Annotated in this window: 17 protein-coding genes, 1 rRNA gene and 1 riboswitch; of the genes, 11 read left to right on the top strand and 7 right to left on the bottom strand. The window is 54.9% G+C overall.

Annotated features, from left to right (window positions below; all coding sequences use genetic code 11):
• The first annotated feature begins 18 nt into the window (after positions 1-18).
• The 5 genes from rrf to aceK all read left to right on the top strand — a co-directional run bounded on the left by rrf (position 19) and on the right by aceK (position 6,412).
• Positions 19-134 (top strand): 5S ribosomal RNA (rrf, locus tag AC6I8K_RS01365).
• A 296-nt stretch (positions 135-430) separates the two neighbouring features.
• Entirely contained in the window at positions 431-1,360 is a 930-nt protein-coding gene (gene metA / locus AC6I8K_RS01370; protein ID WP_064737966.1) for a homoserine O-acetyltransferase MetA, read from the top strand.
• A gap of 265 nt (positions 1,361-1,625) precedes the next feature.
• Positions 1,626-3,224: a malate synthase A gene (gene aceB / locus AC6I8K_RS01375; protein ID WP_497826117.1), complete on the top strand. Its 1,599-nt coding sequence runs from the start codon at positions 1,626-1,628 to the stop codon at positions 3,222-3,224.
• Between the two features lie 16 nt (positions 3,225-3,240).
• A complete protein-coding gene (aceA, locus tag AC6I8K_RS01380; protein ID WP_497826118.1) occupies positions 3,241-4,542 on the top strand; it encodes an isocitrate lyase in 1,302 nt (433 codons plus the stop codon).
• Positions 4,543-4,678: 136 nt separating this feature from the next.
• The gene (gene aceK / locus AC6I8K_RS01385; protein ID WP_497826119.1) at positions 4,679-6,412 is read left to right on the top strand and encodes a bifunctional isocitrate dehydrogenase kinase/phosphatase; all 1,734 of its coding nucleotides are present in this window, start codon (positions 4,679-4,681) and stop codon (positions 6,410-6,412) included.
• Here the strand turns inward: aceK and iclR are convergent.
• Positions 6,409-7,242, bottom strand: coding sequence for a glyoxylate bypass operon transcriptional repressor IclR (iclR, locus tag AC6I8K_RS01390; RefSeq protein WP_064737962.1), 834 nt, complete (start codon positions 7,240-7,242; stop codon positions 6,409-6,411). The genes aceK and iclR overlap by 4 nt on opposite strands.
• A gap of 197 nt (positions 7,243-7,439) precedes the next feature.
• On the opposite strand from iclR, the gene metH reads away from it, so the two are divergent.
• Positions 7,440-11,123, top strand: coding sequence for a methionine synthase (gene metH / locus AC6I8K_RS01395; RefSeq protein ID WP_497826120.1), 3,684 nt, complete (start codon positions 7,440-7,442; stop codon positions 11,121-11,123).
• Positions 11,124-11,220: 97 nt separating this feature from the next.
• Here the strand turns inward: metH and AC6I8K_RS01400 are convergent, their stop codons facing one another.
• The 5 genes from AC6I8K_RS01400 to pgi all read right to left on the bottom strand — a co-directional run bounded on the left by AC6I8K_RS01400 (position 11,221) and on the right by pgi (position 17,184).
• On the bottom strand, positions 11,221-13,311 hold the full coding sequence (locus tag AC6I8K_RS01400; RefSeq protein ID WP_483816615.1) for a YjbH domain-containing protein: 2,091 nt from the start codon (positions 13,309-13,311) through the stop codon (positions 11,221-11,223).
• Positions 13,311-14,048, bottom strand: a complete 738-nt coding sequence (locus tag AC6I8K_RS01405; protein ID WP_064737959.1) for a capsule biosynthesis GfcC family protein — start codon at positions 14,046-14,048, stop codon at positions 13,311-13,313. Before AC6I8K_RS01405 ends, AC6I8K_RS01400 begins: the two co-directional genes overlap by 1 nt.
• Positions 14,045-14,692, bottom strand: coding sequence for a YjbF family lipoprotein (locus tag AC6I8K_RS01410; RefSeq protein ID WP_483816616.1), 648 nt, complete (start codon positions 14,690-14,692; stop codon positions 14,045-14,047). The genes AC6I8K_RS01405 and AC6I8K_RS01410 overlap by 4 nt, the downstream gene beginning before the upstream one ends.
• 73 nt (positions 14,693-14,765) lie before the next feature.
• The gene (gene yjbE / locus AC6I8K_RS01415; protein WP_007891326.1) at positions 14,766-15,014 is read right to left on the bottom strand and encodes an exopolysaccharide production protein YjbE; all 249 of its coding nucleotides are present in this window, start codon (positions 15,012-15,014) and stop codon (positions 14,766-14,768) included.
• Positions 15,015-15,537: 523 nt separating this feature from the next.
• The gene (pgi, locus tag AC6I8K_RS01420; protein WP_064737957.1) at positions 15,538-17,184 is read right to left on the bottom strand and encodes a glucose-6-phosphate isomerase; all 1,647 of its coding nucleotides are present in this window, start codon (positions 17,182-17,184) and stop codon (positions 15,538-15,540) included.
• Positions 17,185-17,274: 90 nt separating this feature from the next.
• On the opposite strand from pgi, the gene AC6I8K_RS01425 reads away from it, so the two are divergent.
• From AC6I8K_RS01425 to panS, 4 genes are all read left to right on the top strand, one after another.
• Complete coding sequence (locus AC6I8K_RS01425) at positions 17,275-17,409, top strand: hypothetical protein (protein WP_483816617.1); 135 nt, start codon at positions 17,275-17,277, stop codon at positions 17,407-17,409.
• A 346-nt stretch (positions 17,410-17,755) separates the two neighbouring features.
• Positions 17,756-17,950, top strand: a riboswitch (Lysine riboswitch).
• A gap of 111 nt (positions 17,951-18,061) precedes the next feature.
• A complete protein-coding gene (gene lysC, locus AC6I8K_RS01430; RefSeq protein ID WP_064737956.1) occupies positions 18,062-19,417 on the top strand; it encodes a lysine-sensitive aspartokinase 3 in 1,356 nt (451 codons plus the stop codon).
• Positions 19,418-19,681: 264 nt separating this feature from the next.
• Positions 19,682-20,374, top strand: coding sequence for an aquaporin Z (gene aqpZ, locus AC6I8K_RS01435; RefSeq protein ID WP_064737955.1), 693 nt, complete (start codon positions 19,682-19,684; stop codon positions 20,372-20,374).
• A 175-nt stretch (positions 20,375-20,549) separates the two neighbouring features.
• Positions 20,550-21,473 carry a ketopantoate/pantoate/pantothenate transporter PanS gene (gene panS / locus AC6I8K_RS01440; RefSeq protein ID WP_064737954.1) on the top strand — a complete coding sequence of 308 codons (924 nt, stop codon included), beginning with the start codon at positions 20,550-20,552 and terminating at the stop codon, positions 21,471-21,473.
• Between the two features lie 93 nt (positions 21,474-21,566).
• On the opposite strand, the gene AC6I8K_RS01445 is transcribed toward panS, so the two are convergent.
• The gene (locus AC6I8K_RS01445) at positions 21,567-22,160 is read right to left on the bottom strand and encodes a YhgN family NAAT transporter (RefSeq protein WP_064737953.1); all 594 of its coding nucleotides are present in this window, start codon (positions 22,158-22,160) and stop codon (positions 21,567-21,569) included.
• Between the two features lie 221 nt (positions 22,161-22,381).
• On the opposite strand from AC6I8K_RS01445, the gene asd reads away from it, so the two are divergent.
• Positions 22,382-23,491: an aspartate-semialdehyde dehydrogenase gene (gene asd, locus AC6I8K_RS01450; RefSeq protein WP_497826121.1), complete on the top strand. Its 1,110-nt coding sequence runs from the start codon at positions 22,382-22,384 to the stop codon at positions 23,489-23,491.
• Positions 23,492-23,579 lie beyond the last annotated feature (88 nt).

The following is a 23,579-nucleotide window of genomic DNA, read 5'->3' on the forward strand; positions in this document are numbered from 1 at the left end:
CGTGAGCAAAAGAATTTGCCTGGCGGCTTTAGCGCGGTGGTCCCACCTGACCCCATGCCGAACTCAGAAGTGAAACGCCGTAGCGCCGATGGTAGTGTGGGGTCTCCCCATGCGAGAGTAGGGAACTGCCAGGCATCAATCAGGTGAAGAAGCCCCGAACGGAAGTTCGGGGCTTTTTTACGTCTGCAGATCGGCAAGATTGCAGGATTTTGGCGCAATTATCTGCATAAAATTAACGTAAATAGCTAAAAAACCAGCCCCTATACGCCTCAAATTTTTATAAACTCTTAGCGCTTCATCCCAAAAAAACTTAAAGCTGAAACATTTTCATAAACTGCATGAAGACTCGACATTCGCAGCATACCAGGCTAATGTCGGGCATCTGGATGTCTAAACGTTTATATGGTTATAAGTAAGAGGTGAGCAGGTTATGCCAATCAGGATTCCCGACGAATTACCGGCAGTGAATTTTTTGCGTGATGAAAACGTCTTTGTCATGACGTCGTCGCGCGCCAGTGTTCAGGAGATCCGTCCGCTAAAAGTGCTGATTCTTAACCTGATGCCAAAGAAGATTGAAACGGAAAACCAGTTCCTGCGTCTGCTCTCTAACTCACCGTTGCAGATTGATGTACAGCTACTGCGCATCGATAGCCGCGAGTCGCGCAACACGCCGACGGAGCATTTGAACAATTTCTACTGCAACTTTGAAGACATCCAAAACGATAACTTTGATGGACTGATTGTGACCGGCGCGCCGCTGGGATTGGTCGATTTCAATGATGTCGCTTATTGGCCGCAGATTCAGCGCGTGCTGCATTGGGCGAATGAACACGTTACCTCCACGCTCTTTGTCTGTTGGGCGGTTCAGGCAGCACTGAACATTCTGTATGGCATTCCTAAACAAACACGACAGAACAAATTGTCCGGCGTCTATGAACATCAAATTCTGCATCCTCACGCCTTGCTGACGCGTGGTTTTGACGACAACTTCCTGGCGCCCCATTCACGCTATGCCGATTTCCCAAGCCAACTGATCCGCGATTACACTGATCTTGAGCTATTTGCCGAATCGGAATCCACCGGCGCGTACCTTATGGCAAGCAAAGACAAGCGTCTGGCGTTTGTCACCGGCCATCCTGAGTACGATGCCTTGACGCTCTCAGGCGAATATCACCGCGATTACGATGCTGGCCTGTTACCGGAAGTGCCCTTCAACTACTTCCCGCAGGACAATCCAGAACTGCCGCCGCGTGCCACCTGGCGCAGCCATGGTAACCTGCTGTTCTCCAATTGGCTGAACTACTACGTTTATCAGATCACGCCGTTCGATCTGCGCCGTATGAATCCAACACTCGAATAAACCCAATACCTCGTTCGAACCTGCCGCGATAGCCAAAAGCTAGCGCGGCTTTTTTTTATCTTCTGTTCTTGAGTGGAATCTATTGCCTTTAATTCGAGAGTTTAAATTACATATTTATCAATCGTATAAATTGCTATAAGAATTAAAATGGAAATAGTTTTTGAAAATAAAATAAAAACCATTATGCTCTGATCCTGCAGGTTAAAAAACACCCTACATCCGGATCCAGTCGTTACACGACAGATCAACCCAGGAGGCAGCCCGCATGACAGACTCGGTTATCAGCAATACGCTAACCTTCAGCCAGCCCTTTACCCACGCGGAAAAGCAGCTGCTTACCCCAGAAGCAATCGACTTCGTCCACGCATTAGTGGTGCGCTTTGCACCCGAGCGTGAGCGTCTACTGAAAGCACGCCAGCAACGCCAGCAGCGTTACGATCAAGGTGATCTGCCTGGATTTGATTCGGAAACCACTTCCATTCGTGAAAGTGCATGGCAGGTTCGTCCGATTCCCTCGCTGTTACAAGATCGCCGCGTGGAGATCACCGGCCCGCCGGATCGCAAAATGGTGATCAACGCACTCAATGCGAACGTCAACGTCTTCATGGCGGACTTTGAAGATTCACTGGCGCCAACGTGGCAGAAGCTGGTTGATGGGCAATTAACCCTGCGCGATGCGGTCAATGGCACGCTGAGTTTTACCAGCGAAACCGGCAAGATCTACCAGCTGCGCGCCAATCCCGCGCTGCTGATGTGTCGGGTACGTGGTCTGCATCTGAATGAAAAGCATGTTGAGTGGCGCGATCGGGCCATTCCCGGCGGATTGTTCGACTTCGCGCTCTACTTTTTCCACAACGTTGACGCGCTGCTGGAGAAAGGTCACGCACCGTGGTTCTACTTGCCGAAAACTGAATATGCCGCTGAAGTCGCATGGTGGCGTGAGATCTTCCGCTTTAGTGAAGATCGCTTCGATCTGCCACGCGGCACCATCAAAGCCACGGTGTTGATCGAAACGCTGCCGGCGGTATTCCAGATGGATGAGATCCTGTGGGAATTGCGCGATCACGTGGTTGGCCTGAACTGTGGCCGCTGGGATTACATCTTCAGCTACATCAAAACGCTGGGCCAGCATCCTGATCGTATCCTGCCGGATCGCCAGCAAATCAGCATGGATCAGCCATTCCTCGATGCCTATTCGCGCCTGCTGATCCGAACCTGCCATCGTCGTGGCGCACTGGCGATGGGCGGCATGTCGGCGTTGATTCCGAGCAAAGATGCAGAGCGCAATTTATGGGTGACGCAGAAGGTGCAGGAAGATAAAGCGCGTGAAGCGGGCAACGGTCACGACGGAACCTGGGTGGCGCATCCCGGCCTGGCAGACATCGCGATGGAGGAGTTTGACCGTCGGCTGGGCGATAAGCCCAATCAACTGCAGGTCACGCGCGAGCAGGATGCACCCATCACCGCCGAACGTCTGCTGGCACCGTGTCGCGGCAAGCGCACCGAAGCGGGCATGCGTGCCAACATTCGCGTGGCGCTGCACTATCTGGAAGCCTGGATCAGCGGCAACGGCTGCGTACCGATTGATGGTCTGATGGAAGATGCCGCCACCGCTGAAATTGCCCGCACCTCTATCTGGCAATGGATTCATCACAAACAAATTCTCAGCGATGGCCAACCGGTCACGGTAGCGCTGTTTGAACGGCTGCTGGAGGAAGAGCTGGCCGCGTTGCAGCACACCGTTGGCGCGGAACGTTTTCAAAATGGACGCTTCGACGATGCCGCCGCGCTGATGACGCAAATTACCACCGATAACCAGCTGGTTTCCTTCCTCACTCTGCCGGGCTACCGCCTGCTGCCTTGAACCTGGAGATATGACGATGAATCGTACGCAACAGATCAAACAACTGGAATCGAGCTGGACAGATACACGCTGGGAAGGCATTACCCGTCCGTACAGTGCGGAAGACGTTATCAACCTGCGCGGTTCGGTCAATCCCGTCTGCACGCTGGCGGAGCGCGGCGCTACCAAACTCTGGTCGTTGCTCAATGGTGAATCGAGCAAAGGCTATATCAACAGCCTCGGTGCGTTAACCGGCGGACAAGCGGTGCAGCAGGCGAAAGCTGGCATAGAAGCGATTTATCTCTCCGGCTGGCAGGTGGCAGCGGATGCTAACCTGGCCGGGCAGATGTATCCCGATCAATCGTTGTATCCGGTGAATTCAGTGCCGAATGTGGTGGAGCGCATAAACCAGAGCTTCCAACGTGCCGATCAGATTCAGTGGGCCAGCGGCATATCGCCAGACGATGAAGCCTTCATCGATTACTTCCTGCCGATTGTCGCCGATGCGGAAGCGGGCTTTGGCGGCGTACTCAACGCCTTTGAGTTGATGAAAGCGATGATTCAGGCCGGTGCGGGCGCGGTGCATTTTGAAGACCAACTGGCGGCGGTGAAGAAGTGCGGCCACATGGGCGGCAAAGTATTAGTGCCAACGCAGGAAGCGATTCAGAAACTGGTGGCGGCACGTTTGGCCGCAGATGTAATGAACGTGCCGACAGTATTGCTGGCGCGCACCGATGCCGATGCCGCCGATCTGATCACCTCAGACTGCGACCCGCGCGATGCGGCGTTCATTACCGGCGAGCGCACCTCGGAAGGCTTCTTCCGCACGCACGCCGGGATTGAGCAGGCGATCAGTCGCGGGCTGTCGTATGCGCCCTATGCCGACGTGCTGTGGTGTGAAACTTCAACGCCGGATCTCGACATGGCGCAGCGCTTTGCCGACGCGATTCATGCGCAGTATCCCGGCAAGCTGCTGGCCTATAACTGTTCGCCATCATTTAACTGGAAGAAGAACCTCGACGATCGCACCATCGCGCGTTTCCAGCAGGCGCTGAGCGAAATGGGCTATCGCTTCCAGTTCATCACCTTGGCCGGTATTCACAGCATGTGGTTCAACATGTTCGATCTGGCACACGCGTATGCGCAGGGCGAAGGCATGCGGCATTACGTGGAAAAAGTGCAGCAACCGGAGTTTGCGGCGCGCGATAAGGGCTACACCTTCTCATCGCATCAGCAGGAAGTCGGCACTGGCTATTTCGATCGCGTAACCAACGTGATTCAGGGCGGAGCATCTTCAGTCACCGCGTTAACCGGCTCCACCGAAGCCGCTCAGTTCTAGTACTGAGTGCAGACATCGTAGCGGCGCAATTCATTGCGCGATAAATCGCGCCGCTACGGAATGTGCGGGGATTGAACGCAGTGTTTCGACCCACTCACTGGTCCACGGATGGGCATTATCTGCCGGAGCGTTGCCGATGACACCGAGAGAATCGCTGATCGCCCACACCATTCTGCAAGGTTTTGACGCCCAGTATGGTCGCTTTCTGGATATCACCGCCGGCGCGCAACAGCGCTTCGAGCAGGCTGACTGGCACGCGGTGCAGCAGGCAATGAAGGCGCGCATCCGTCTTTACGATCACCACGTTGGCCTGGTCACTCATCAACTGCGCGTGCTCAACGATACGTCGCACTGGGACGAAGCGTTCTGGCTGCGGGTGAAAAGCCATTATGAAACCTTGCTGCCCGGTTATCCGCGCCATGAAATCGCCGAAAGCTTCTTCAATTCGGTCTATTGCCGCTTACAGGGCCACAGCCATCTGTCGCCCGAACGCTTGTTTATCTTTCCGTCACAGCCTTATGCGGCGGCACCCGTTGCGCAGCGCCCGTTGTCGCGACTCTATCGCCCACAGCAGAATTGGCAGGAGATGCTGCGTCAGGTGCTGAATGACATGCCGCTGCGCCTGACGTGGCAGGATCAAACGCGCGACATCGGCTGGATTGTGCGTCATCTGCACGAGCAGTTTGGGGCTGCACAATTAGCGACGGCGACGCTGGATGTCGCCAGCGAGCTGTTTTACCGCAACAAAACCGCGTGGATTGTTGCACGGCTGCAGCTCAGCGACGGCATGGTGCCCTGTTTACTGCCGATTCAGCGCGATGATGCCGGTCGTTTATGGATCGATACGTGTCTTACTGATAGTGATGATGCCAGCATCGTGTTTGGCTTCGCCCGCGCCTATTTCATGGTTTATGCGCCGGTACCGGCTGCGCTGGTGGCGTGGCTGCACCCGATTCTGCCGGGGAAAACCGTGGCTGAGCGCTACATGGCGATTGGCTGCCAGAAGCACGGTAAAACCGAATGTTATCGTGAATATCTGCACTATCTGGCGCATAGCGAGGAAGATTTCACCATTGCACCCGGCATCCGCGGCATGGTGATGATGGTGTTCACGCTGCCAGGTTTTGATCGCGTATTTAAGGTGATTAAAGACCGCTTCGCACCGCAAAAAGAGGTTACCGATGCGCAGGTGCGCGATTGCTATCGCATGGTCAAAGAGCATGACCGCGTCGGTCGCATGGCGGATACGCAGGAGTTCGAACACTTTGCGTTACCGCGCGCGCGTATTCCCGCCGAGCTGATGGCGGAGTTTGAACGCGACATACCTGAGAAGCTGGAGGTGCGCGACGATGTGGTGATCATCCGCCATTTGTGGCTGGAGCGCCGCATGGAGCCGCTCAATCTGTGGCTGGCTCAGGCTTCGCCGGAACAACGGCAGCACGCAATTGGCGAATATGGCGATGCGATTCGCCAGCTGGCGGCAGCGAATATTTTCCCCGGCGACATGCTGTATAAAAACTTTGGCATGACGCGTCACGGCCGCGTGGTGTTTTACGATTACGATGAAATCCGTCCGATGAGCGAGCTGGTGTTCCGCGATGTACCGCAGGCGCGCTACGAAGAAGATGAGCTGCAGGCCGAGCCGTGGTACAGCGTGGGGCCGGATGATGTGTTCCCGGAGACCTTTCGCTATGCGCTATGCAGCGAACCGGCGACCGGCAAACTGCTGCAGGCTTTGCATTCGCAGCTGTTTGATCCCAACTGGTGGCGCGCGCTACAAACGCGCATCCGCGAAGGGCATATTGAAGAGGTGATTGCCTGGCGCGCCAGCCAGCGTTTCAGCGCGCGCTATGCCTCGGTGGCCGCTTAGCGGCCAGAATAGGTTTGCGTCACCTGTTTGGCGGCGCGGATCACCAGCGCCCCCAATTCAGTGATGCGGTCGTCGGTCATGCGTGCAATCGGGCCAGAAATGGAAATAGCGGCGAAGGGTTCGCCGTGCTCGTCATAAATCGGTGCCGCCACGCAACGCAGGCCGAGCGCGTGTTCTTCATCATCATGTGAAAAACCCATCTTACGAATCAGCGCCAGATTTTCCTTGAGGCTGTGCGGGGAGATCAGCGTTTTCGGCGTGTAATGGTGCAGCCCTTTTTGATGCAGCAGCGCGGTCACTTGCTCATCGCTAAGATGTGCCAGGAACGCTTTACCCGCGCCGGACGCATGCATCGGCAGCTTGCCGCCAATCGGCGCGGACATGCGCATCAACTGGGTACACTGTACCTGGTCGATAATTACCGCCTGATAATCGCTGAGATCCAACACCGCCAGATTCACCGTTTCGCCCGCATCCTCCATCAGCTTGCGCAGCAGCGGATGCACAATCGCCAGCAGATTGCGACTTTGCAGAAAGCTGCTGCCCACCACAAAAGCATGCGAACCAATAGTCCATAAGCCTAAATCACCGACCTGATGCACAAAGCCCTGTTGCTGCATGGTGGAGAGCAGACGATGCGTGGTGGAGTTGGGTAAACCGGCCTGTTGCGCCAGTTCAGTAAGCGCCACACTGCCATGCGATTCGGCAATCAGCTCCAGCAGGCGCAAGCCGCGCGTAAGAGATTGAACTTGCCCGCCGACGGGCGCGCTGGTGGTGGTGGTTGTAGCACGAGGTTTCTTGCCGCGTTTCACGGGCACAGGGGTTGCCATAACTTCTCCACAATCGCATTAATGCTGGAAACCATTTTCGTTTTTAATGGTATGAATGCAAACGTTCACTTTCTGGTCGGATCTGTTGGCTATTATTCCTGAAAATGTCTCATCTGACCTGACTTTTGCTGACCTGAAAGTTATGCCAGTATGTCTGGCTGGTATTTAGCCAACGCAATGACGTGGACGGGGCAAGAGTGAGCAACAAAACAGCAATGCTGCAGCAGCAGCTGGCGCAACGCATCATGATTCTGGACGGTGGTATGGGCACCATGATCCAGAGTTATAAACTGAGCGAGCAGGATTTTCGTGGCAGCCGCTTTGCCGACTGGCCGTCCGATTTGAAGGGCAACAACGATCTGTTGGTGCTGACCAGGCCGGATGTGATTCGCGAAATCCACGATGCCTATCTCGCTGCCGGCGCGGATATTCTGGAGACCAACACCTTCAACTCCACCCCCATTGCGATGGCAGATTACGCGATGGAAGCGTTGTCGACGGAGATCAATTTCGAAGCGGCTAAACTGGCGCGTGCCAGCGCAGATGAATGGACGGCGAAAACGCCACATCGTCCGCGCTACGTGGCGGGCGTGTTGGGCCCCACCAACCGTACCTGTTCCATCTCGCCGGACGTCAACGATCCTGCCTACCGTAACGTCACCTTCAATCAGCTGGTGGAAGCCTATCGTGAATCCACCCATGCGCTGATTGCGGGTGGTTCCGACCTGATCATGATCGAAACGGTGTTCGATACGCTGAATGCCAAAGCGGCGATTTATGCGGTGCAGACCGAGATGGAAGCGATGGGCGTTAAGCTGCCGCTAATGATCTCGGGCACCATCACCGATGCTTCTGGTCGTACGCTCTCCGGCCAAACCACCGAAGGTTTCTATAACTCGCTACGCCACGCCGAACCGCTGTCGTTCGGACTGAACTGTGCGCTCGGTCCGGATGAACTGCGTCAATATGTGGCGGAGCTGTCGCGCATTGCCGAAGGCTACGTGACTGCGCACCCGAATGCCGGTTTGCCCAACGCGTTTGGTGAATACGATCTCGATGCCGCGATTATGGCCGAGCAAATTGGTGAGTGGGCGCGAGCTGGTTTCCTCAATATTATCGGCGGTTGCTGCGGCACCACGCCGGAACACATCGCGGCAATGGCGGCGGCGGTGGACGGTGTTGCACCGCGCCAGTTGCCCGAGATTCCAGTGGCCTGCCGCCTCGCCGGGCTTGAGCCGCTGAATATTCAGGCTGATTCATTGTTCGTCAACGTTGGCGAGCGTACCAACGTCACCGGTTCGGCCAGGTTCAAGCGCCTGATCAAAGAAGAAAAATACAACGAAGCGCTGGATGTGGCACGCCAGCAGGTAGAGAGCGGTGCGCAAATCATCGATATCAACATGGATGAAGGCATGCTGGATGCGGAAGCGGCGATGGTGCGCTTCCTCAATCTGATTGCCGGCGAACCCGATATCGCACGCGTGCCGATCATGATCGACTCCTCCAAATGGGAGGTGATCGAGAAAGGCCTGCAGTGCATTCAGGGCAAAGGCATTGTTAACTCCATCTCGATGAAAGAGGGCGTTGAACCTTTTATCGAGCACGCGCGTAAAGTGCGTCGCTACGGCGCGGCCATGGTCGTGATGGCGTTTGATGAAGTCGGTCAGGCAGATACGCGTGCACGCAAAATAGAAATCTGTCGTCGTGCCTACAAGATCCTGACGGAAGAGGTCGGTTTCCCGCCAGAAGACATCATTTTCGACCCCAATATTTTCGCCGTTGCCACCGGCATCGAAGAGCATAACAACTACGCGATGGACTTTATCGGTGCCTGTGAAGACATCAAACGCGAGCTGCCGCACGCAATGATCTCTGGCGGCGTGTCCAACGTCTCTTTCTCGTTCCGTGGCAATGAACCGGTACGCGAAGCGATTCACGCCGTGTTCCTCTATTACGCCATCCGCAACGGTATGGATATGGGCATCGTGAACGCCGGTCAGCTGGCGATTTACGACGATCTGCCTGCCGAGCTGCGCGATGCAGTAGAAGATGTGGTCCTTAACCGCCGCGACGATGGTACTGAGCGCTTGCTGGAACTGGCGGAGAAGTATCGCGGCAGCAAAAGCGACGGCGAGCAGGAGAAACAGCAGGCCGAATGGCGCAGCTGGGACGTGGTAAAACGTCTGGAATACTCGCTGGTGAAAGGCATCACCGAGTTTATTGAGTTAGACACTGAAGAAGCACGTCAGGCAGCAGAACGCCCGATTCAGGTGATTGAAGGGCCGCTGATGTCCGGCATGAACGTGGTGGGCGATCTGTTCGGCGAGGGCAAGATGTTCCTGCCGCAGGTGGTGAAATCAGCGCGCGTGATGAAGCAAGCGGTGGCCTATCTTGAACCTTACATTCAGGCCAGCAAAGAGGCCGGGCGCAGCAACGGCAAAATCGTGCTGGCGACGGTAAAAGGTGATGTGCATGACATCGGCAAAAACATCGTCGGTGTGGTGCTGCAATGTAACAACTACGAAATTATCGACCTCGGCGTAATGGTGCCGAGCGATAAAATTCTCAAAACCGCGATTGCCGAGAATGCCGATATTATCGGGCTTTCCGGGCTGATCACGCCGTCGCTGGATGAAATGGTCAACGTAGCGAAAGAGATGGAGCGTCAGGGATTCACCATCCCGCTGTTGATTGGCGGCGCCACCACTTCGAAAGCGCATACCGCAGTGAAGATCGAGCAGAACTACAGCGGCCCCACCGTTTACGTGCAGAACGCCTCGCGCACCGTTGGCGTGGTGTCTTCGCTGCTCTCCGATACGCTGAAAGAGGATTTCGTGGCGCGCACCCGCAAAGAGTACGACACGGTGCGCATTCAGCATGCGCGTAAGAAGCCGCGTACACCGCCGGTGAGTCTGCAGACCGCGCGTGATAATGATTATTCCATTGACTGGGAACGTTACACGCCGCCGGTGGCGCATCGCCTCGGTGTGAGTTCCGTTGAAGCCAGCATTGAAACGCTGCGCAATTACATCGACTGGACGCCATTCTTTATGACCTGGTCGCTGGCCGGCAAATATCCGCGCATTCTGGAAGATGACGTGGTGGGCGAAGAGGCCCAACGCTTGTTTGCCGATGCTAACGCGATGCTCGATATGTTGAGCAGCACCGGCACGCTTAAACCGCGCGGTGTGGTGGGGATTTTCCCGGCCAACCGTGTCGGCGATGACATTGAAATTTACAGCAACGAGAACCGCAACGAGGTGCTGTGCGTGAGCCATCACTTGCGTCAGCAGACCGAGAAAACCGACTTCGCCAACTACTGTTTAGCGGATTTCGTGGCACCGAAATCGAGCGGAAAAGCCGATTATCTCGGCGCGTTTGCCGTCACTGCCGGGGTAGAAGAGGATGCGTTGGCTGAGGCGTATGACAAGCAGCACGATGATTACAACAAAATCATGGTTAAAGCGGTGTCAGATCGTCTGGCAGAAGCGTTTGCCGAATATCTGCATGAGCGGGTGCGTAAAGTGATTTGGGGCTTCGCTGCTAATGAAAACCTGAGCAACGAAGAGCTGATTCGCGAGAATTATCAGGGCATTCGCCCGGCGCCAGGTTATCCGGCTTGTCCGGAACATACTGAGAAAGCGCCGATCTGGCAGTTGCTGGATGTGGAAAAACATACCGGCATGAAGCTGACCGAATCTTTCGCCATGTGGCCCGGCGCCGCGGTTTCCGGCTGGTATTTTAGCCATCCCGAGAGCAAGTACTTCGCCGTGGCACAGATTCAGCGCGATCAGGTTGAAGATTACGCGGCGCGTAAAGGCATGAGCGTCACCGACGTCGAGCGCTGGCTGGCACCGAACCTGGGTTATGACGCGGATTAATATGCAGTAATGCGCAATAAATTGCGCCGCTACGGTATGTGTATTTATCCGTAGCGGAGCGATTCATCGCGCGGGTTTAAAACCACCCGCGCGGATATTAATTAAACCGCGCATCGCGATCTGACGTCAGGTCATACAGCTGATATTTGCGACCCAGCATCTGGCCGCCATCACGCGTTAACGGCACCCAGTTCACCTGCGCACGACCACGCGTTGGCGTCACGGTGAACAGATCCATCGGCACCGAAATATAGAAGCCTTTGGTGAAGTCGCCTTCACCATACGCTTCCGCCGACACGTTGGTTTTGGTGGCGTAGAAGCCAACCATCACGCCGCTGTCAAAGCGCTTCGATACATCAACCGTTACGCCTTTATCCTTCGCCAGATATTCACCGACGCTGGCTTTGACCAACACGTCCTGCATAAACCACGGACGCCAGTACGCGGTGAAATGCCCGGTCGGCGCTTTGTAATCGGTGAACTGCATCATGTTGTCCCAATCACGCTGTTTCACGTAGTTGGCATCAACGCCGAAAGCCCAGTTGCTATCAATCGGACGATACAGCACTTCGCCGCCGACGCCGCCGTACATGGTTTCCAGATAACCGCCGTAAACCTGGCCATAGAAACCGTTGCCGAGCGACTGCATGTAGTTGGCTTGCAGATCGTTAACGTAAACGTTGTTCTCAACGTAATCACGAATATGGGTACGCACGCGCGGCAGTGTGGAATCCGCTGGCGCGCCATTGTAATTGAACCTGTCATAGTTATTGGCAATATTACCGAACAGGCTGCCGCCGACTAACAGGTGATCGGTAAGCCAATAATCAGCGTTAGCCATCACGCCAACCTGATACATGTAGAAGCTTTCCGGTCCGCCCACCGACTGATTCAGCACCGGCGACAAGCTGTAGTTCAGACGGTCTTTGCGGATAAAGAAACCTTGCTCGGTGGTACCAGGATCGCGCGGATTTTCACGCGTCTGCTGCAGCGGCTTTTCATGTCCCAGCGGATAACCGGCCAGTTCATTGTGCAGGCTGGCCACATTGGTACGTGTGCTCACCTGCGGCATATTGAAGCGTGACTCGGTGACATCGATGGTATCGATGCCAGCGGGAAGATTGTTCATGATAATGCGATTGGCGCGATCGACACCTTCGCGCGTGTCGCGATATTTGGTCTGCTCGCCAGACACATAGAGCGTGCTGCCTTTGGTCTGAATATGCGGGCCATTCAAACCCGCGTTGTACTTCAAATCCGTTAGCTGGTTTGCTACTACCGTTGGCTGCAACAGATCGCCCTGCGGCTGAGGGTTATACGCTGGTTTCTCGCTATCGATATGCGACTGATGCAGATCGTTGAAGTTGGTGCGCAGGGTAAAGCCGAACATAAAGGTGTTACCGCGCTCGTAGCTGGCGTTAATGTCCGCCCAGTCGGTGATGCGATAAATCGCGCCGACGTTGACCTTGCTGCGTTGATCCAGACGACCAGCAAAATCATCCTGATAATCGTTACCTTCGTATTCAACCTTCAGGCGCAGCGGCTGCCACGGCGTTTGATACTCCACGCCGCCAAACAGTGCTGAAGGACCGTGGAACATCTGCGAGCCGTTAATCGAACCCGCTTCGCCACCGCCGGTACGGCTACAGAAACTGTCGCTGTAGGAGCAGAACGGATTCTTGATGGTGCCGCTGTTGCCGAGGTAGCCCCAGCCCAGACCTAAGGTGAAATCGAACGGGCCCCATGCCTTGCTCGCCACCAAATATTCACTGTCGAACAGGCCGGTGCCGCCTAAATCGCGTGAACCCACCGCCACTTCCGGCAGCCAATAGCTCTCCTGCCACAAACGCAGCTTCACATCGAAGGCTTTATCTTTATAGCTTTGGTTGCCGCTGAAACCTTCGACCGCGCTGTATCTGCGGGTACGTACGTCGGTATAGCGCACGGTGGTTTCCAGCCACGGGAACAGCTGCAGTGAAGCAGAATAGTAGCGATATTGATCGTTATCACGGAAGTTAACGCTAAATTCACCCTCTTTCGCCATACGCGCGGTAGGCGTCTGCATCAGACCAACGCCGCCGAAATCCGATTGAGAAGGGCCGACCGGTTCAGGCCAGGTTTCCGCATGCACCTGGCAAGCGGCGGAAACAGAAGCAGCCAACAGGCTGATAAGTAATTGTTTTTTCATCACTCTGGTATCCGGTGAGTCAGAACGGAAAGCATGCGCGCATTCAAATCGCTTTGGCCCCAAGGCAGGCTCCATGAAGTGAAACCGAGCCAGATAATGCTGCCGGGCTCCACTTCGATGTGGCGATGATTCCAGTAAGCGACCGGAACTTGCTGCGTGCTGCCAGACGGTGCAATCACCGTGGCATAGCTGCGTTCCGCGCCGGACAGACGATCGTGGCCGTCGAGGTAATCACGCACTTCGCGGCCCGGCTGCCAGCTCTCTTTACCCGGATTGCTTAATGCACCCAGCACCAGCACCTGCGTGGGTTGCGTCAGCGTGTAGAGGTCGTAGCTGCCTTGCAGCGTGCGGTTATCTTGTTGACGCAGGCGCACCTCGTCGGGATCAAGCGAGGTGAACTGGCGGCCCGTCACCTGCACCGTGCCAAGCTGGTGGATAACGGAGCCGATGGTCGCGGCCAGCGACTCGCCGCTGTCGGCTTGCCAGGCGCGCAGATCTGCCAGCAGCTGTTTCTGCTGTTGCTGTGCTACCGCAGTTGCGCCACGTTCGGCAATCACCGTGCCCGGCCACCAGCTGCGCAGTGCTGGGTTGGTAAGTAACTGACTGAGATTCTGCGCATCGTTGATTTGCAGTGTGTTTTTGCCCTGCACGTCGTGCACGGTCACTTGAGCCGCGGCCAGCGCGTGGCCAGCCGTGAGCAGCGTCAACGCTGCCAGCATTGGAGTTGTTTTTTTCATGATTTCGCCGGCTTCAGAATAGTGATTTCAACTGGGAAGGCATCGGCGGCCAGCATCTGGTTGGCCTGCAGCACCGTGCCATCGCGGTTATCGATCCAGAAGGTGTTCTGCCACTCCGCGCCTACGCTCTCCATGCGCACGGTTTCATGCCAGACGCGACACGGTACACGTTCACCGGCGATATCCAGCACCGTATCGTCACCGCGTTCGAAATGGGAAACGGCCGTGGCGGCACGTACTTTATCTTGCTCGCGCCACTGCACCACGCGCGTCCAACTGGCACCGTTTTGCAGATGCAAGCCATCGGCGAGCGGATCCTGCGCCAGGTTACTGACGTCAGCGAGATTGCTCGGTAAACCCAGCGTTTTGACCAGACGGCCATGCTGCATCACCAGCATCGCTTTATCCTGGGTGATCCACTTCTGTTGGTCGTTTTCGTTGTAACCGAGCACCACGAAGATGCGCGGACCTTCATTGATGCGGGCATAGAGGCTGGCGTAGGGCAGGTTAGCAACCTGTTCGTCGGTGACCGTGACATCATCCGGACCGTTCACGGCCAGCATCACGGTTTGTTCGAGGCCTTTTTGCGTTTGTGTGCAGGCCTGCAACAACAGGCAAAGAAGTAGCAAAGAGAGTCGGCGCACTGTGTATCCCTGTCTAAATAAGCCAAGCAAAAAATAACCACACGGATGTGTGGTTATGCTTAAAGGTGCTACATCAACGAGTGGTGCTCGTTGTGGTGGTTGTTGTTGTACCGGTATTTGCACCGTCACCGCCGCCAGAAGCAGCAATGCCGAGACCCACTAACGCACCGAGCGCGCCGATACCCACAGCGGTAGACGCACCGGCAGAGATTGCTCCCGCCTGCGCGCCTGCTGCAGCACCAGCTTCTTCCGGCGCGGCAATCGCAGCGGAAGAAACGGCAACGTAAAGTAAGGCTGCACCAGCAACCATCAGTTTTTTCATAACAACGTTTCCTGCATTTATATGAATCAATGAATGTAGGATTTACCCAGATTTCGGGCGCGTTCAGTATAGGGCAACAAATTACCAGAGTTCAGCAACAGAAAAAGAGGGCGGAAAGTACAGGCGTGTCTGGTGATAAATGCGGCGAATTGGCGTTAGCTGCTTTTTTTAAATGCAGTTTTTTCTCAGGGTGGAATAATTACGTGGTTGGGCTTATCAAGGCAGGATTTTTCACTTTTTCATTAACTATTGGTACGGAATAGGAATAATCAGATTTTCCTGAAGTAGCTTAAATAAAAATGATAAATCAATCATACGGATAGCCGATGGTTAATAACGAAATAGGACCATTTTTTAATTAATAGAGTAGGCGTCAATCAAATAAAGTTCCGATTTTCCTTAGCCTATTTTAAGAATTTTCTAAGCGGCAAAGCGGGAAGAAATAGCAATATTGCGCGGATTGTCGACTGGCTGGCAGAAAAAAGGCGGCAATCACGCCGCCTTATTCATATTGGCCGAGAAATTAACGCCAGGATTTGTAGCGATTAATTAAGCCATTGGTGGAGCTATCGTGGCTGCTAATTTCCGCTTCATTTTCCAGCTCTGGCAGAATGCGGTTTGCCAGCTGTTTACCCAACTCAACACCCCATTGGTCAAAGGTGAAGATGTTGAGAATCGCGCCTTGGGTGAAGATCTTGTGCTCATACAGCGCAATCAGTGAACCCAGGCTGAACGGGGTAATTTCACGCAGCAGGATTGAGTTGGTTGGGCGGTTACCTTCGAATACTTTGAACGGCACGATGTGCGCGACCGATTCGGCAGATTTGCCGGCATCGGTGAACTCTTTCTCTACCACATCGCGTGACTTACCAAACGCCAGCGCTTCGGTCTGTGCGAAGAAGTTCGACAGCAGCTTCGGATGGTGATCGGTCAGCACGTTGTGGCTCAGCGCCGGTGCGATAAAGTCGCACGGAATCAGTTTGGTGCCCTGATGAATCAGCTGGTAGAACGCGTGCTGACCGTTGGTGCCTGGCTCGCCCCAGATGATTGGGCCAGTCTGGTAATCCACCGGATTGCCTTCGCGATCGACATATTTACCGTTGGATTCCATGTTGCCCTGCTGGAAGTAAGCAGCAAAGCGATGCATGTATTGGTCATACGGCAGAATGGCTTCGGTTTCGGCACCAAAGAAGTTGTTGTACCAGATACCAATCAGCGCCAACAGCACCGGCAAGTTCTGCTCGGCAGGCGTGTTAGCGAAGTGCTTATCCATCGCATGCGCGCCACTCAGCAGCTGCTCGAAGTTCTCGAAGCCGATAGACAGAATGATCGACAAGCCGATTGCTGACCACAGTGAATAGCGACCGCCAACCCAATCCCAGAACTCGAACATATTATCGGTATCAATACCGAATTCACCCACCGCTTTACCGTTGGTCGACAGCGCAGCGAAGTGCTTCGCCACATGCTGCTGATCGCCCGCGGTTTTCAGGAACCAGTCACGCGCGCTATGGGCGTTGGTCATGGTTTCCTGGGTGGTGAAGGTTTTTGATGCCACGAGGAACAGCGTGGTTTCCGGGCTGAGATCTTTCAGCGTTTCGGCGATGTGCGTGCCATCAACGTTAGACACAAAGTGCATGTTGAGGTGATTTTTGTACGGACGCAGCGCTTCGGTCACCATGAAGGGGCCGAGGTCTGAACCACCAATACCGATGTTCACCACATCAGTAATGGCTTTACCGGTATAGCCTTTCCAGTCGCCGCTGATGATGCGCTCGGAGAAGCCTTTCATCTTCGCCAGCACCGCGTTGACTTCCGGCATCACATCTTTGCCGTCCACCACAATTGGCGTGTTGCTGCGGTTACGCAAGGCAACGTGCAGTACCGCACGCTCTTCGGTGCGGTTAATCTTCTCGCCAGAGAACATCGATTTGATGGCGCCGGCCAGATCGGTTTCTTTAGCCAGCGACTGTAATTTTTCGAGGGTTTCCTCGGTGATGCGGTTTTTTGAGAAATCCACCAGCATCTGGTCATCGAAAGTGGCAGAGAATTTCGCAAAACGATCGGCATCTTGCGCAAACAGGTCGGCGATTTGCACCGATTTCATCTGCTCAAAATGCTGCTGCAGCGCTTTCCAGGCTGCGGTTTGTGTCGGATTGATATTTTTCATGGCAACACTCTAGTTGATATAAGAACCGTCATTCCATCCGGGGCATCCTGCTCGCCCGGCATCCATAGCATTCTTGCGACGGGAATGAGTATGACCACAGTTACAAGCGAAGGGAAAAAATTTGTGACCGTGGCCGCAGTGTTTCAGGTAAATCCGGCGGCGATTGTCAGCGTAGCGCCAGGAAAATTCCCTGTGCCGCATCAGCAAAAAGCCGCATTTGTCTGATTCGGACTCTACTTTAGGTCGACGTGGGACACCGCGTTTGTTCAACGATGCGTTTACCGAAGTGTAAAAGTGAGCAAATCCTCGACCTTAAGCAAGTCTACCCAAAATTATTCGAGGTTCAGGAAGGCGGCAAGTGTATGACAAATCGGCTTGGCCGATTTGAACAGCGCTAGCGCTGGCCCGAAGGGTGAGGCTCATTATGAGCCTCATAATCCTCAGGAGCTTACTGAAGTAAGGGACTGAGGTGAATACCCGCAGCCAACGCACCTGAAACTTGAAGTATGAAGGGTATGGACAGGGGGGAAAATAATCAGTACTTTATGCGCGCTACTTACACCTCCGGGTGTAAGCCAGAAGAGGCGCGTCGCCCAGGCAGTGTGTTTGAGGATCCGTATCCGCAGATAACACATCAGGGGGTGTGACGCCGAGGTGGGGCAACACGCGGGGTGTTGCACTGTCGGCTGCAGGGGCTGAATCCTCTGGGTTGTCACCAGAATCGTCCACAGTCGGACGCTTCGCAAGGTGAAGCGCTTCTGGGTGACTTGTCTCCTGATCTTGTCTGCCCAATTCTGCTCTTCTCTTGTGCCTAGGCTGCTACTATGTCTTCCGCCCCAAAAACGGAAGAAAGATAACCTGACACGGGGTTCGTAACATGTCTCAAAATCTTATCGTGGCTAAATTTGGCGGCACCAGCGTTGCCGATTTTGATGCTATGAATCGCAGCGCAGATGTTGTGCTGTCGGATGCCAATACCCGCTTAGTGGTGCTCTCTGCTTCCGCTGGCGTAACCAATTTGCTGGTTGCCCTTGCTGAAGGCCAGGAACAAGCGCAGCGCGCTTACCTGCTGGATGAAATCCGCCGAATTCAATACGCCATCATCGATCGTTTGCAGTCGCCGGATGTCATCCGCGACGAAATTGATCGCATGCTGGAAAACATCACCATGTTATCTGAGGCCACCTCGCTGGCGACGTCGCACGCGCTGACCGATGAGTTGGTGAGCCACGGTGAGCTGATGTCGACGCTGCTGTTCGTAGAGATTCTGCGCGAGCGTCAGGTGAACAGCGAATGGTTTGACGTGCGTAAAGTGATGCGCACCAGCGATCGTTTTGGTCGTGCGGAGCCGGAAGTGGCTACGGTGAAAGCGCTGGCAGCGACCCAACTGCAGCCGCGTATTGCACAAGCGCTGGTGGTGACTCAGGGCTTTATCGGTAGCGAAATTAAAGGCCGCACCACCACGCTCGGCCGTGGCGGCAGTGACTACACCGCTGCGCTGCTGGGCGAAGCGCTGCAGGCCGCGCGTATCGATATCTGGACCGATGTTGCCGGTATCTACACCACCGATCCACGCGTGGTTTCCACGGCTAAACGCATCGAAGAGATTACCTTCGAAGAAGCGGCGGAAATGGCGATCTTTGGTGCTAAAGTGCTGCATCCGGCCACCTTGCTGCCGGCTGTACGCAGCGATATCCCGGTGTTTGTCGGCTCGAGTAAAGATCCGGCCGCGGGCGGTACGCGCGTGTGCAATGAAACCAAAAATCCACCGCTGTTCCGCGCGCTGGCACTGCGTCGCAAGCAGACATTGGTCACGTTGCACAGCCTGAATATGCTACATGCACACGGCTTCCTCGCCGAGGTGTTTAACATTCTGGCGCGCCACAGCATCTCCGTTGATCTGGTGACCACTTCTGAAGTGAGCGTGGCGCTAACGTTGGATAGCACCGGTTCGACCACCACGGGTGACAGTTTGCTGACGCAGGCGCTGCTGACCGAGCTCTCTTCGCTGTGCCGTGTGGAAGTGGAAGAGAACCTGGCGCTGGTGGCGATCATCGGCAACAACCTGTCGAAAGCCTGCGGCGTCGGTAAAGAAGTGTTCGGCGCACTGGAACCGTTTAATCTGCGCATGATTTGCTACGGTGCCAGCAGCTATAACCTTTGCTTCCTGGTGCCAACGCCGGATGCGGAAGAAGTGGTACGCGCGCTGCACAAGAATCTATTTGGTTCCTAAGTCAAATTGTTAGCATGCTGCATCAAGCCGGACCTGGTCCGGCTTTTTTATTGGTTAATTTTATTAAATAATAATTCAAGCGCAGCGGAAGTCAGTCATTCTATCCAGACGTTTCTGATGATCCCCATTATCACTCGCGAGACATGTCTTGTTTTCGCTGGAATCGCCTAAAAAACACACTGATCTCTCATTGAGTGGTTGCGCTTCAATCGCCAAAAACGATAATCCCGCCGCGAAAACATTAAATTATCTGAGGGAATAGCGGTGAAAAGATTAGTGGCTGAAACACTTGGCACCTTTGTGCTGGTGTTGGGCGGTTGTGGTAGTGCGGTGTTGGCCGCGGCGTTTCCAGAATTGGGTATCGGTTTTGCCGGCGTCGCGCTGGCATTTGGTCTGACAGTGTTGGTGATGGCATTTGCCGTTGGCCATATCTCAGGCGGCCATTTTAACCCGGCGGTCACCATCGGTCTGACGGTTGGCGGACGTTTCCCGGCGGCGCAGGTCGTACCTTACATCATCGCGCAACTGGTTGGTGCGATTGCGGCGGCAGGCGTGCTGTATCTGATTGCCAGCGGTAAAGCCGGTTTCGATGCAGCGGCGAGCGGCTTCGCGTCGAACGGTTACGGTGTACATTCCCCGGGCGGCTTTAGCTTGCAGGCAGGTATGATCGCCGAACTGGTGCTGACCGCGGTGTTCCTGATTGTGATCATGGGTTCGACCGATAAACGTGCTCCGGCCGGTTTTGCGCCGATGGCTATCGGTCTGGCATTGACGCTGATCCACCTGGTGAGCATTCCTGTGACCAATACCTCAGTTAACCCGGCGCGCAGTACGGGTGTGGCCATCTTCCAGGGCGGCTGGGCAGTGGAGCAGCTGTGGATGTTCTGGTTGTTACCGATCATCGGTGCTGCGATTGGTGGTGCGATCTACCGCTTTGTACTGGAAAAAGCAGAGTAACTTCGCCGTATTTCAGCGGATCGGCAGCAGCCGATCCGCATTTTCCCCCGCAAGCGACTTCCCGCCTTACGTCAAGATAATGAAATGTTATGATCCCGCGTCCGTCGCTGTGGTCGTTCCCTGCGCGACATTTCATCTGTGGCAATATTAAAAAAATCCCTAAGGAAGTCTGGTTATGCTCGGCACACTTACCCGCTTGTTCCCGCTCTGGGCCGTACTGCTCTCGGTCGCTGCTTATTATTCTCCCACCACCTTTCTCGGCATTGGTCCGTGGGTAACGTATCTGCTGATGCTGATTATGTTCGCCATGGGCGTGACGCTAAATATTGACGATTTCAAACGCGTGCTGGTACGTCCGGCGCCGGTGATTGCCGGTACTTTCCTGCACTATCTGGTGATGCCGCTGGCCGCATGGGGTTTGGCGAAGCTATTCCAGATGCCACCGGACCTCGCAGCAGGCATGATCCTGGTCGGCAGTGTGGCCAGCGGCACTGCGTCTAACGTGATGATCTATCTGGCGAAAGGCGATGTGGCGCTGTCAGTGACCATCTCATCCGTATCGGCGCTGGTGGGGGTTTTTGCCACGCCGCTGCTAACGCGTTTCTACGTTGATACGCACATTCAGGTGGATGTGGTCGGCATGCTGCTCAGCATCGTGAAAATCGTGGTGGTTCCGATCAGCCTCGGCCTGATCATCCACCACTCAATGAACAGTGTGGTGCGCCGCGTTGAGCCTTATCTGCCGGCGTTTTCGATGGTGTGTATTCTGCTGATCATCAGCGCCGTGGTAGCCGGCAGCCAGGGTTTTATCGGTTCTGTCGGCTTGATGGTGATTGTGGCGGTCATACTGCATAACGCCATTGGTCTGTTGGGCGGGTACTGGGGTGGCAAGCTGTTTGGCTTCGATGAATCCACCTGCCGCACGCTGGCGCTGGAAGTGGGCATGCAGAACTCGGGACTGGCGGCCACGCTGGGCAAACTCTACTTCTCGCCGTTGGCAGCACTGCCGGGCGCACTGTTCTCGGTATGGCATAACTTGTCAGGTTCGCTGCTGGCCGGCTATTGGTCAGGTAAACCGATCGATAAAAAGCAGAAATAATCGCGGTCGCCATGAACAGTGGTCGCCATGAATGGCGACCCTACGAACGCACCGGTTTATCGTAGGGTGCGCATTTATGCGCACCGTTTTGCACTACAGCTTCAGATAAGTGCGTATCCCATCCAGAAACATCTGCGTTGCCAGCATAATCAAAATCAACCCCATCAGACGTTCCAGCGCGTTAACGCCTTTGTCACCCAGCAGACGTAAAAACAGTCCCGACATCAGCAAAATTCCTACTGTTACACCCCAGGCAATCAGCAGCGCCCCCACCAGGTGCGTCATTTGATTGGGATATTGATGTGATAACAGCATCAGCGTCGCCAGCAGCGAAGGGCCGGCAACCAGCGGAATCGCCAACGGCACCAGAAATGGCTCTTCACCAGCCGGAAGTCCGCTGCTGCTGCTCTCCTCGGAGGGGAAAATCATGCGAATGGCAATCAGGAACAGAATGATGCCGCCGGAGATCGACACGGTTTCGGTGCGCAGATTCAGAAACGTCAGAATACGTTCACCGGCGAAGAGAAACAGCAGCATCAGAATCAGCGCGATCAGCATTTCGCGCATCAGCACCACGCGGCGGCGCTTGGGCTCCAGATGCTTCAATACCGACATAAAGATCGGCAGGTTGCCCAGCGGGTCCATAATTAACAGCAGCAATATGGTCGCGGATATCATTTCAGTCATGTCAGGTAAACCATCCTATCCATTTGGCCAAGGCCATTATTAGTTGTACTGCTGAAAAAGTTAGCGCAATCGAATTAATTCACTTGCCAGAAGTGCTGCATTTTGTAGAGTTGACGGTCATAGGTAAACCTGATTATTACGCAGACGGGCAGGATTATCCGGCCCGTCTTTTCCTCGCACCACTTAGGGCTTCCTTCGAGAACACCCGAGACGGACAGAAAATGAAGAATGTAGGTTTTATTGGTTGGCGTGGCATGGTCGGCTCAGTGCTGATGTCACGTATGAGCGAAGAACGCGATTTTGATGTCATCAATCCGGTCTTTTTCTCCACGTCACAGCTTGGTCAGGCGGCGCCGACGTTCGGCGGTAAGTCGACCGGTGCGCTGCAGGATGCTTTTGATATCGAGGCGCTGAAGGCGCTGGATATTATTATCACCTGTCAGGGCGGCGATTACACCAGTGAAGTCTATCCGAAGCTGCGCGAAAGCGGCTGGCAGGGTTACTGGATTGATGCGGCTTCCACGCTGCGCATGAAAGATGATGCGATCATCATTCTCGATCCGGTTAACCATCATGTGATTCGTCAGGGCCTCAACAACGGCATCAAAACCTTCGTCGGCGGCAACTGCACCGTGAGTCTGATGTTGATGTCACTGGGTGGCCTGTTTGCCAACGATCTGGTTGAGTGGGCGTCGGTTGCCACTTATCAGGCGGCATCGGGCGGCGGTGCGCGCCATATGCGTGAATTGCTGACGCAGATGGGCATGCTGCATGACCACGTGGCCAGCTCGCTGCAGAATCCGGCTTCCGCCATTCTGGATATCGAACGCAGCGTCACCGATTTCACCCGCTCTGGCACCTTGCCAACCGACAACTTCGGCGTACCCCTGGCGGGCAGCCTGATTCCGTGGATCGACAAACAGCTGGATAACGGCCAGAGCCGCGAAGAGTGGAAGGGCCAGGCGGAAACCAACAAGATTCTGCGTACCCGCAATGTGATTCCGGTTGATGGCTTGTGTGTGCGTGTTGGCGCCCTGCGCTGCCACAGCCAGGCCTTCACCCTCAAGCTGAAAAAAGACCTGCCGCTGAGCGAAATCGAACAGCTGCTGGCTTCCCACAACGAGTGGGTGAAAGTGGTGCCAAACGACCGTGAAATCACCATGCGTGAACTGACGCCAGCCGCCGTCACTGGCACGCTGACTACGCCAGTGGGTCGCCTGCGCAAACTGAACATGGGGCCGGAATACCTTTCTGCCTTCACCGTGGGCGATCAGTTATTGTGGGGTGCCGCTGAACCGCTGCGTCGCATGCTGCGTTTGTTGATCGACTAAGCGCAGCGGTAAACCAGACAGGCCGGGGTTTCCCGGCCTTTTTTTAGTTATCCAGGCTGCAAAAAATTATGCAAATTGCGCCTGACAA

The organism is Pantoea sp. X-Soil-ISGK-421 (genome assembly GCF_059730785.1).

What these genes read in the sequence shown, in the direction of transcription:
- metA (WP_064737966.1), top strand. Translation starts at nt 431, where the DNA reads ATGCCAATCAGGATTCCCGACGAATTACCGGCAGTGAATTTTTTGCGT.
- aceB (WP_497826117.1), top strand. Translation starts at nt 1,626, where the DNA reads ATGACAGACTCGGTTATCAGCAATACGCTAACCTTCAGCCAGCCCTTT.
- aceA (WP_497826118.1), top strand. Translation starts at nt 3,241, where the DNA reads ATGAATCGTACGCAACAGATCAAACAACTGGAATCGAGCTGGACAGAT.
- aceK (WP_497826119.1), top strand. Translation starts at nt 4,679, where the DNA reads ATGACACCGAGAGAATCGCTGATCGCCCACACCATTCTGCAAGGTTTT.
- iclR (WP_064737962.1), bottom strand. Translation starts at nt 7,242, where the DNA reads ATGGCAACCCCTGTGCCCGTGAAACGCGGCAAGAAACCTCGTGCTACA.
- AC6I8K_RS01400 (WP_483816615.1), bottom strand. Translation starts at nt 13,311, where the DNA reads ATGAAAAAACAATTACTTATCAGCCTGTTGGCTGCTTCTGTTTCCGCC.
- AC6I8K_RS01405 (WP_064737959.1), bottom strand. Translation starts at nt 14,048, where the DNA reads ATGAAAAAAACAACTCCAATGCTGGCAGCGTTGACGCTGCTCACGGCT.
- yjbE (WP_007891326.1), bottom strand. Translation starts at nt 15,014, where the DNA reads ATGAAAAAACTGATGGTTGCTGGTGCAGCCTTACTTTACGTTGCCGTT.
- pgi (WP_064737957.1), bottom strand. Translation starts at nt 17,184, where the DNA reads ATGAAAAATATCAATCCGACACAAACCGCAGCCTGGAAAGCGCTGCAG.
- AC6I8K_RS01425 (WP_483816617.1), top strand. Translation starts at nt 17,275, where the DNA reads ATGACCACAGTTACAAGCGAAGGGAAAAAATTTGTGACCGTGGCCGCA.
- lysC (WP_064737956.1), top strand. Translation starts at nt 18,062, where the DNA reads ATGTCTCAAAATCTTATCGTGGCTAAATTTGGCGGCACCAGCGTTGCC.
- panS (WP_064737954.1), top strand. Translation starts at nt 20,550, where the DNA reads ATGCTCGGCACACTTACCCGCTTGTTCCCGCTCTGGGCCGTACTGCTC.
- AC6I8K_RS01445 (WP_064737953.1), bottom strand. Translation starts at nt 22,160, where the DNA reads ATGACTGAAATGATATCCGCGACCATATTGCTGCTGTTAATTATGGAC.
- asd (WP_497826121.1), top strand. Translation starts at nt 22,382, where the DNA reads ATGAAGAATGTAGGTTTTATTGGTTGGCGTGGCATGGTCGGCTCAGTG.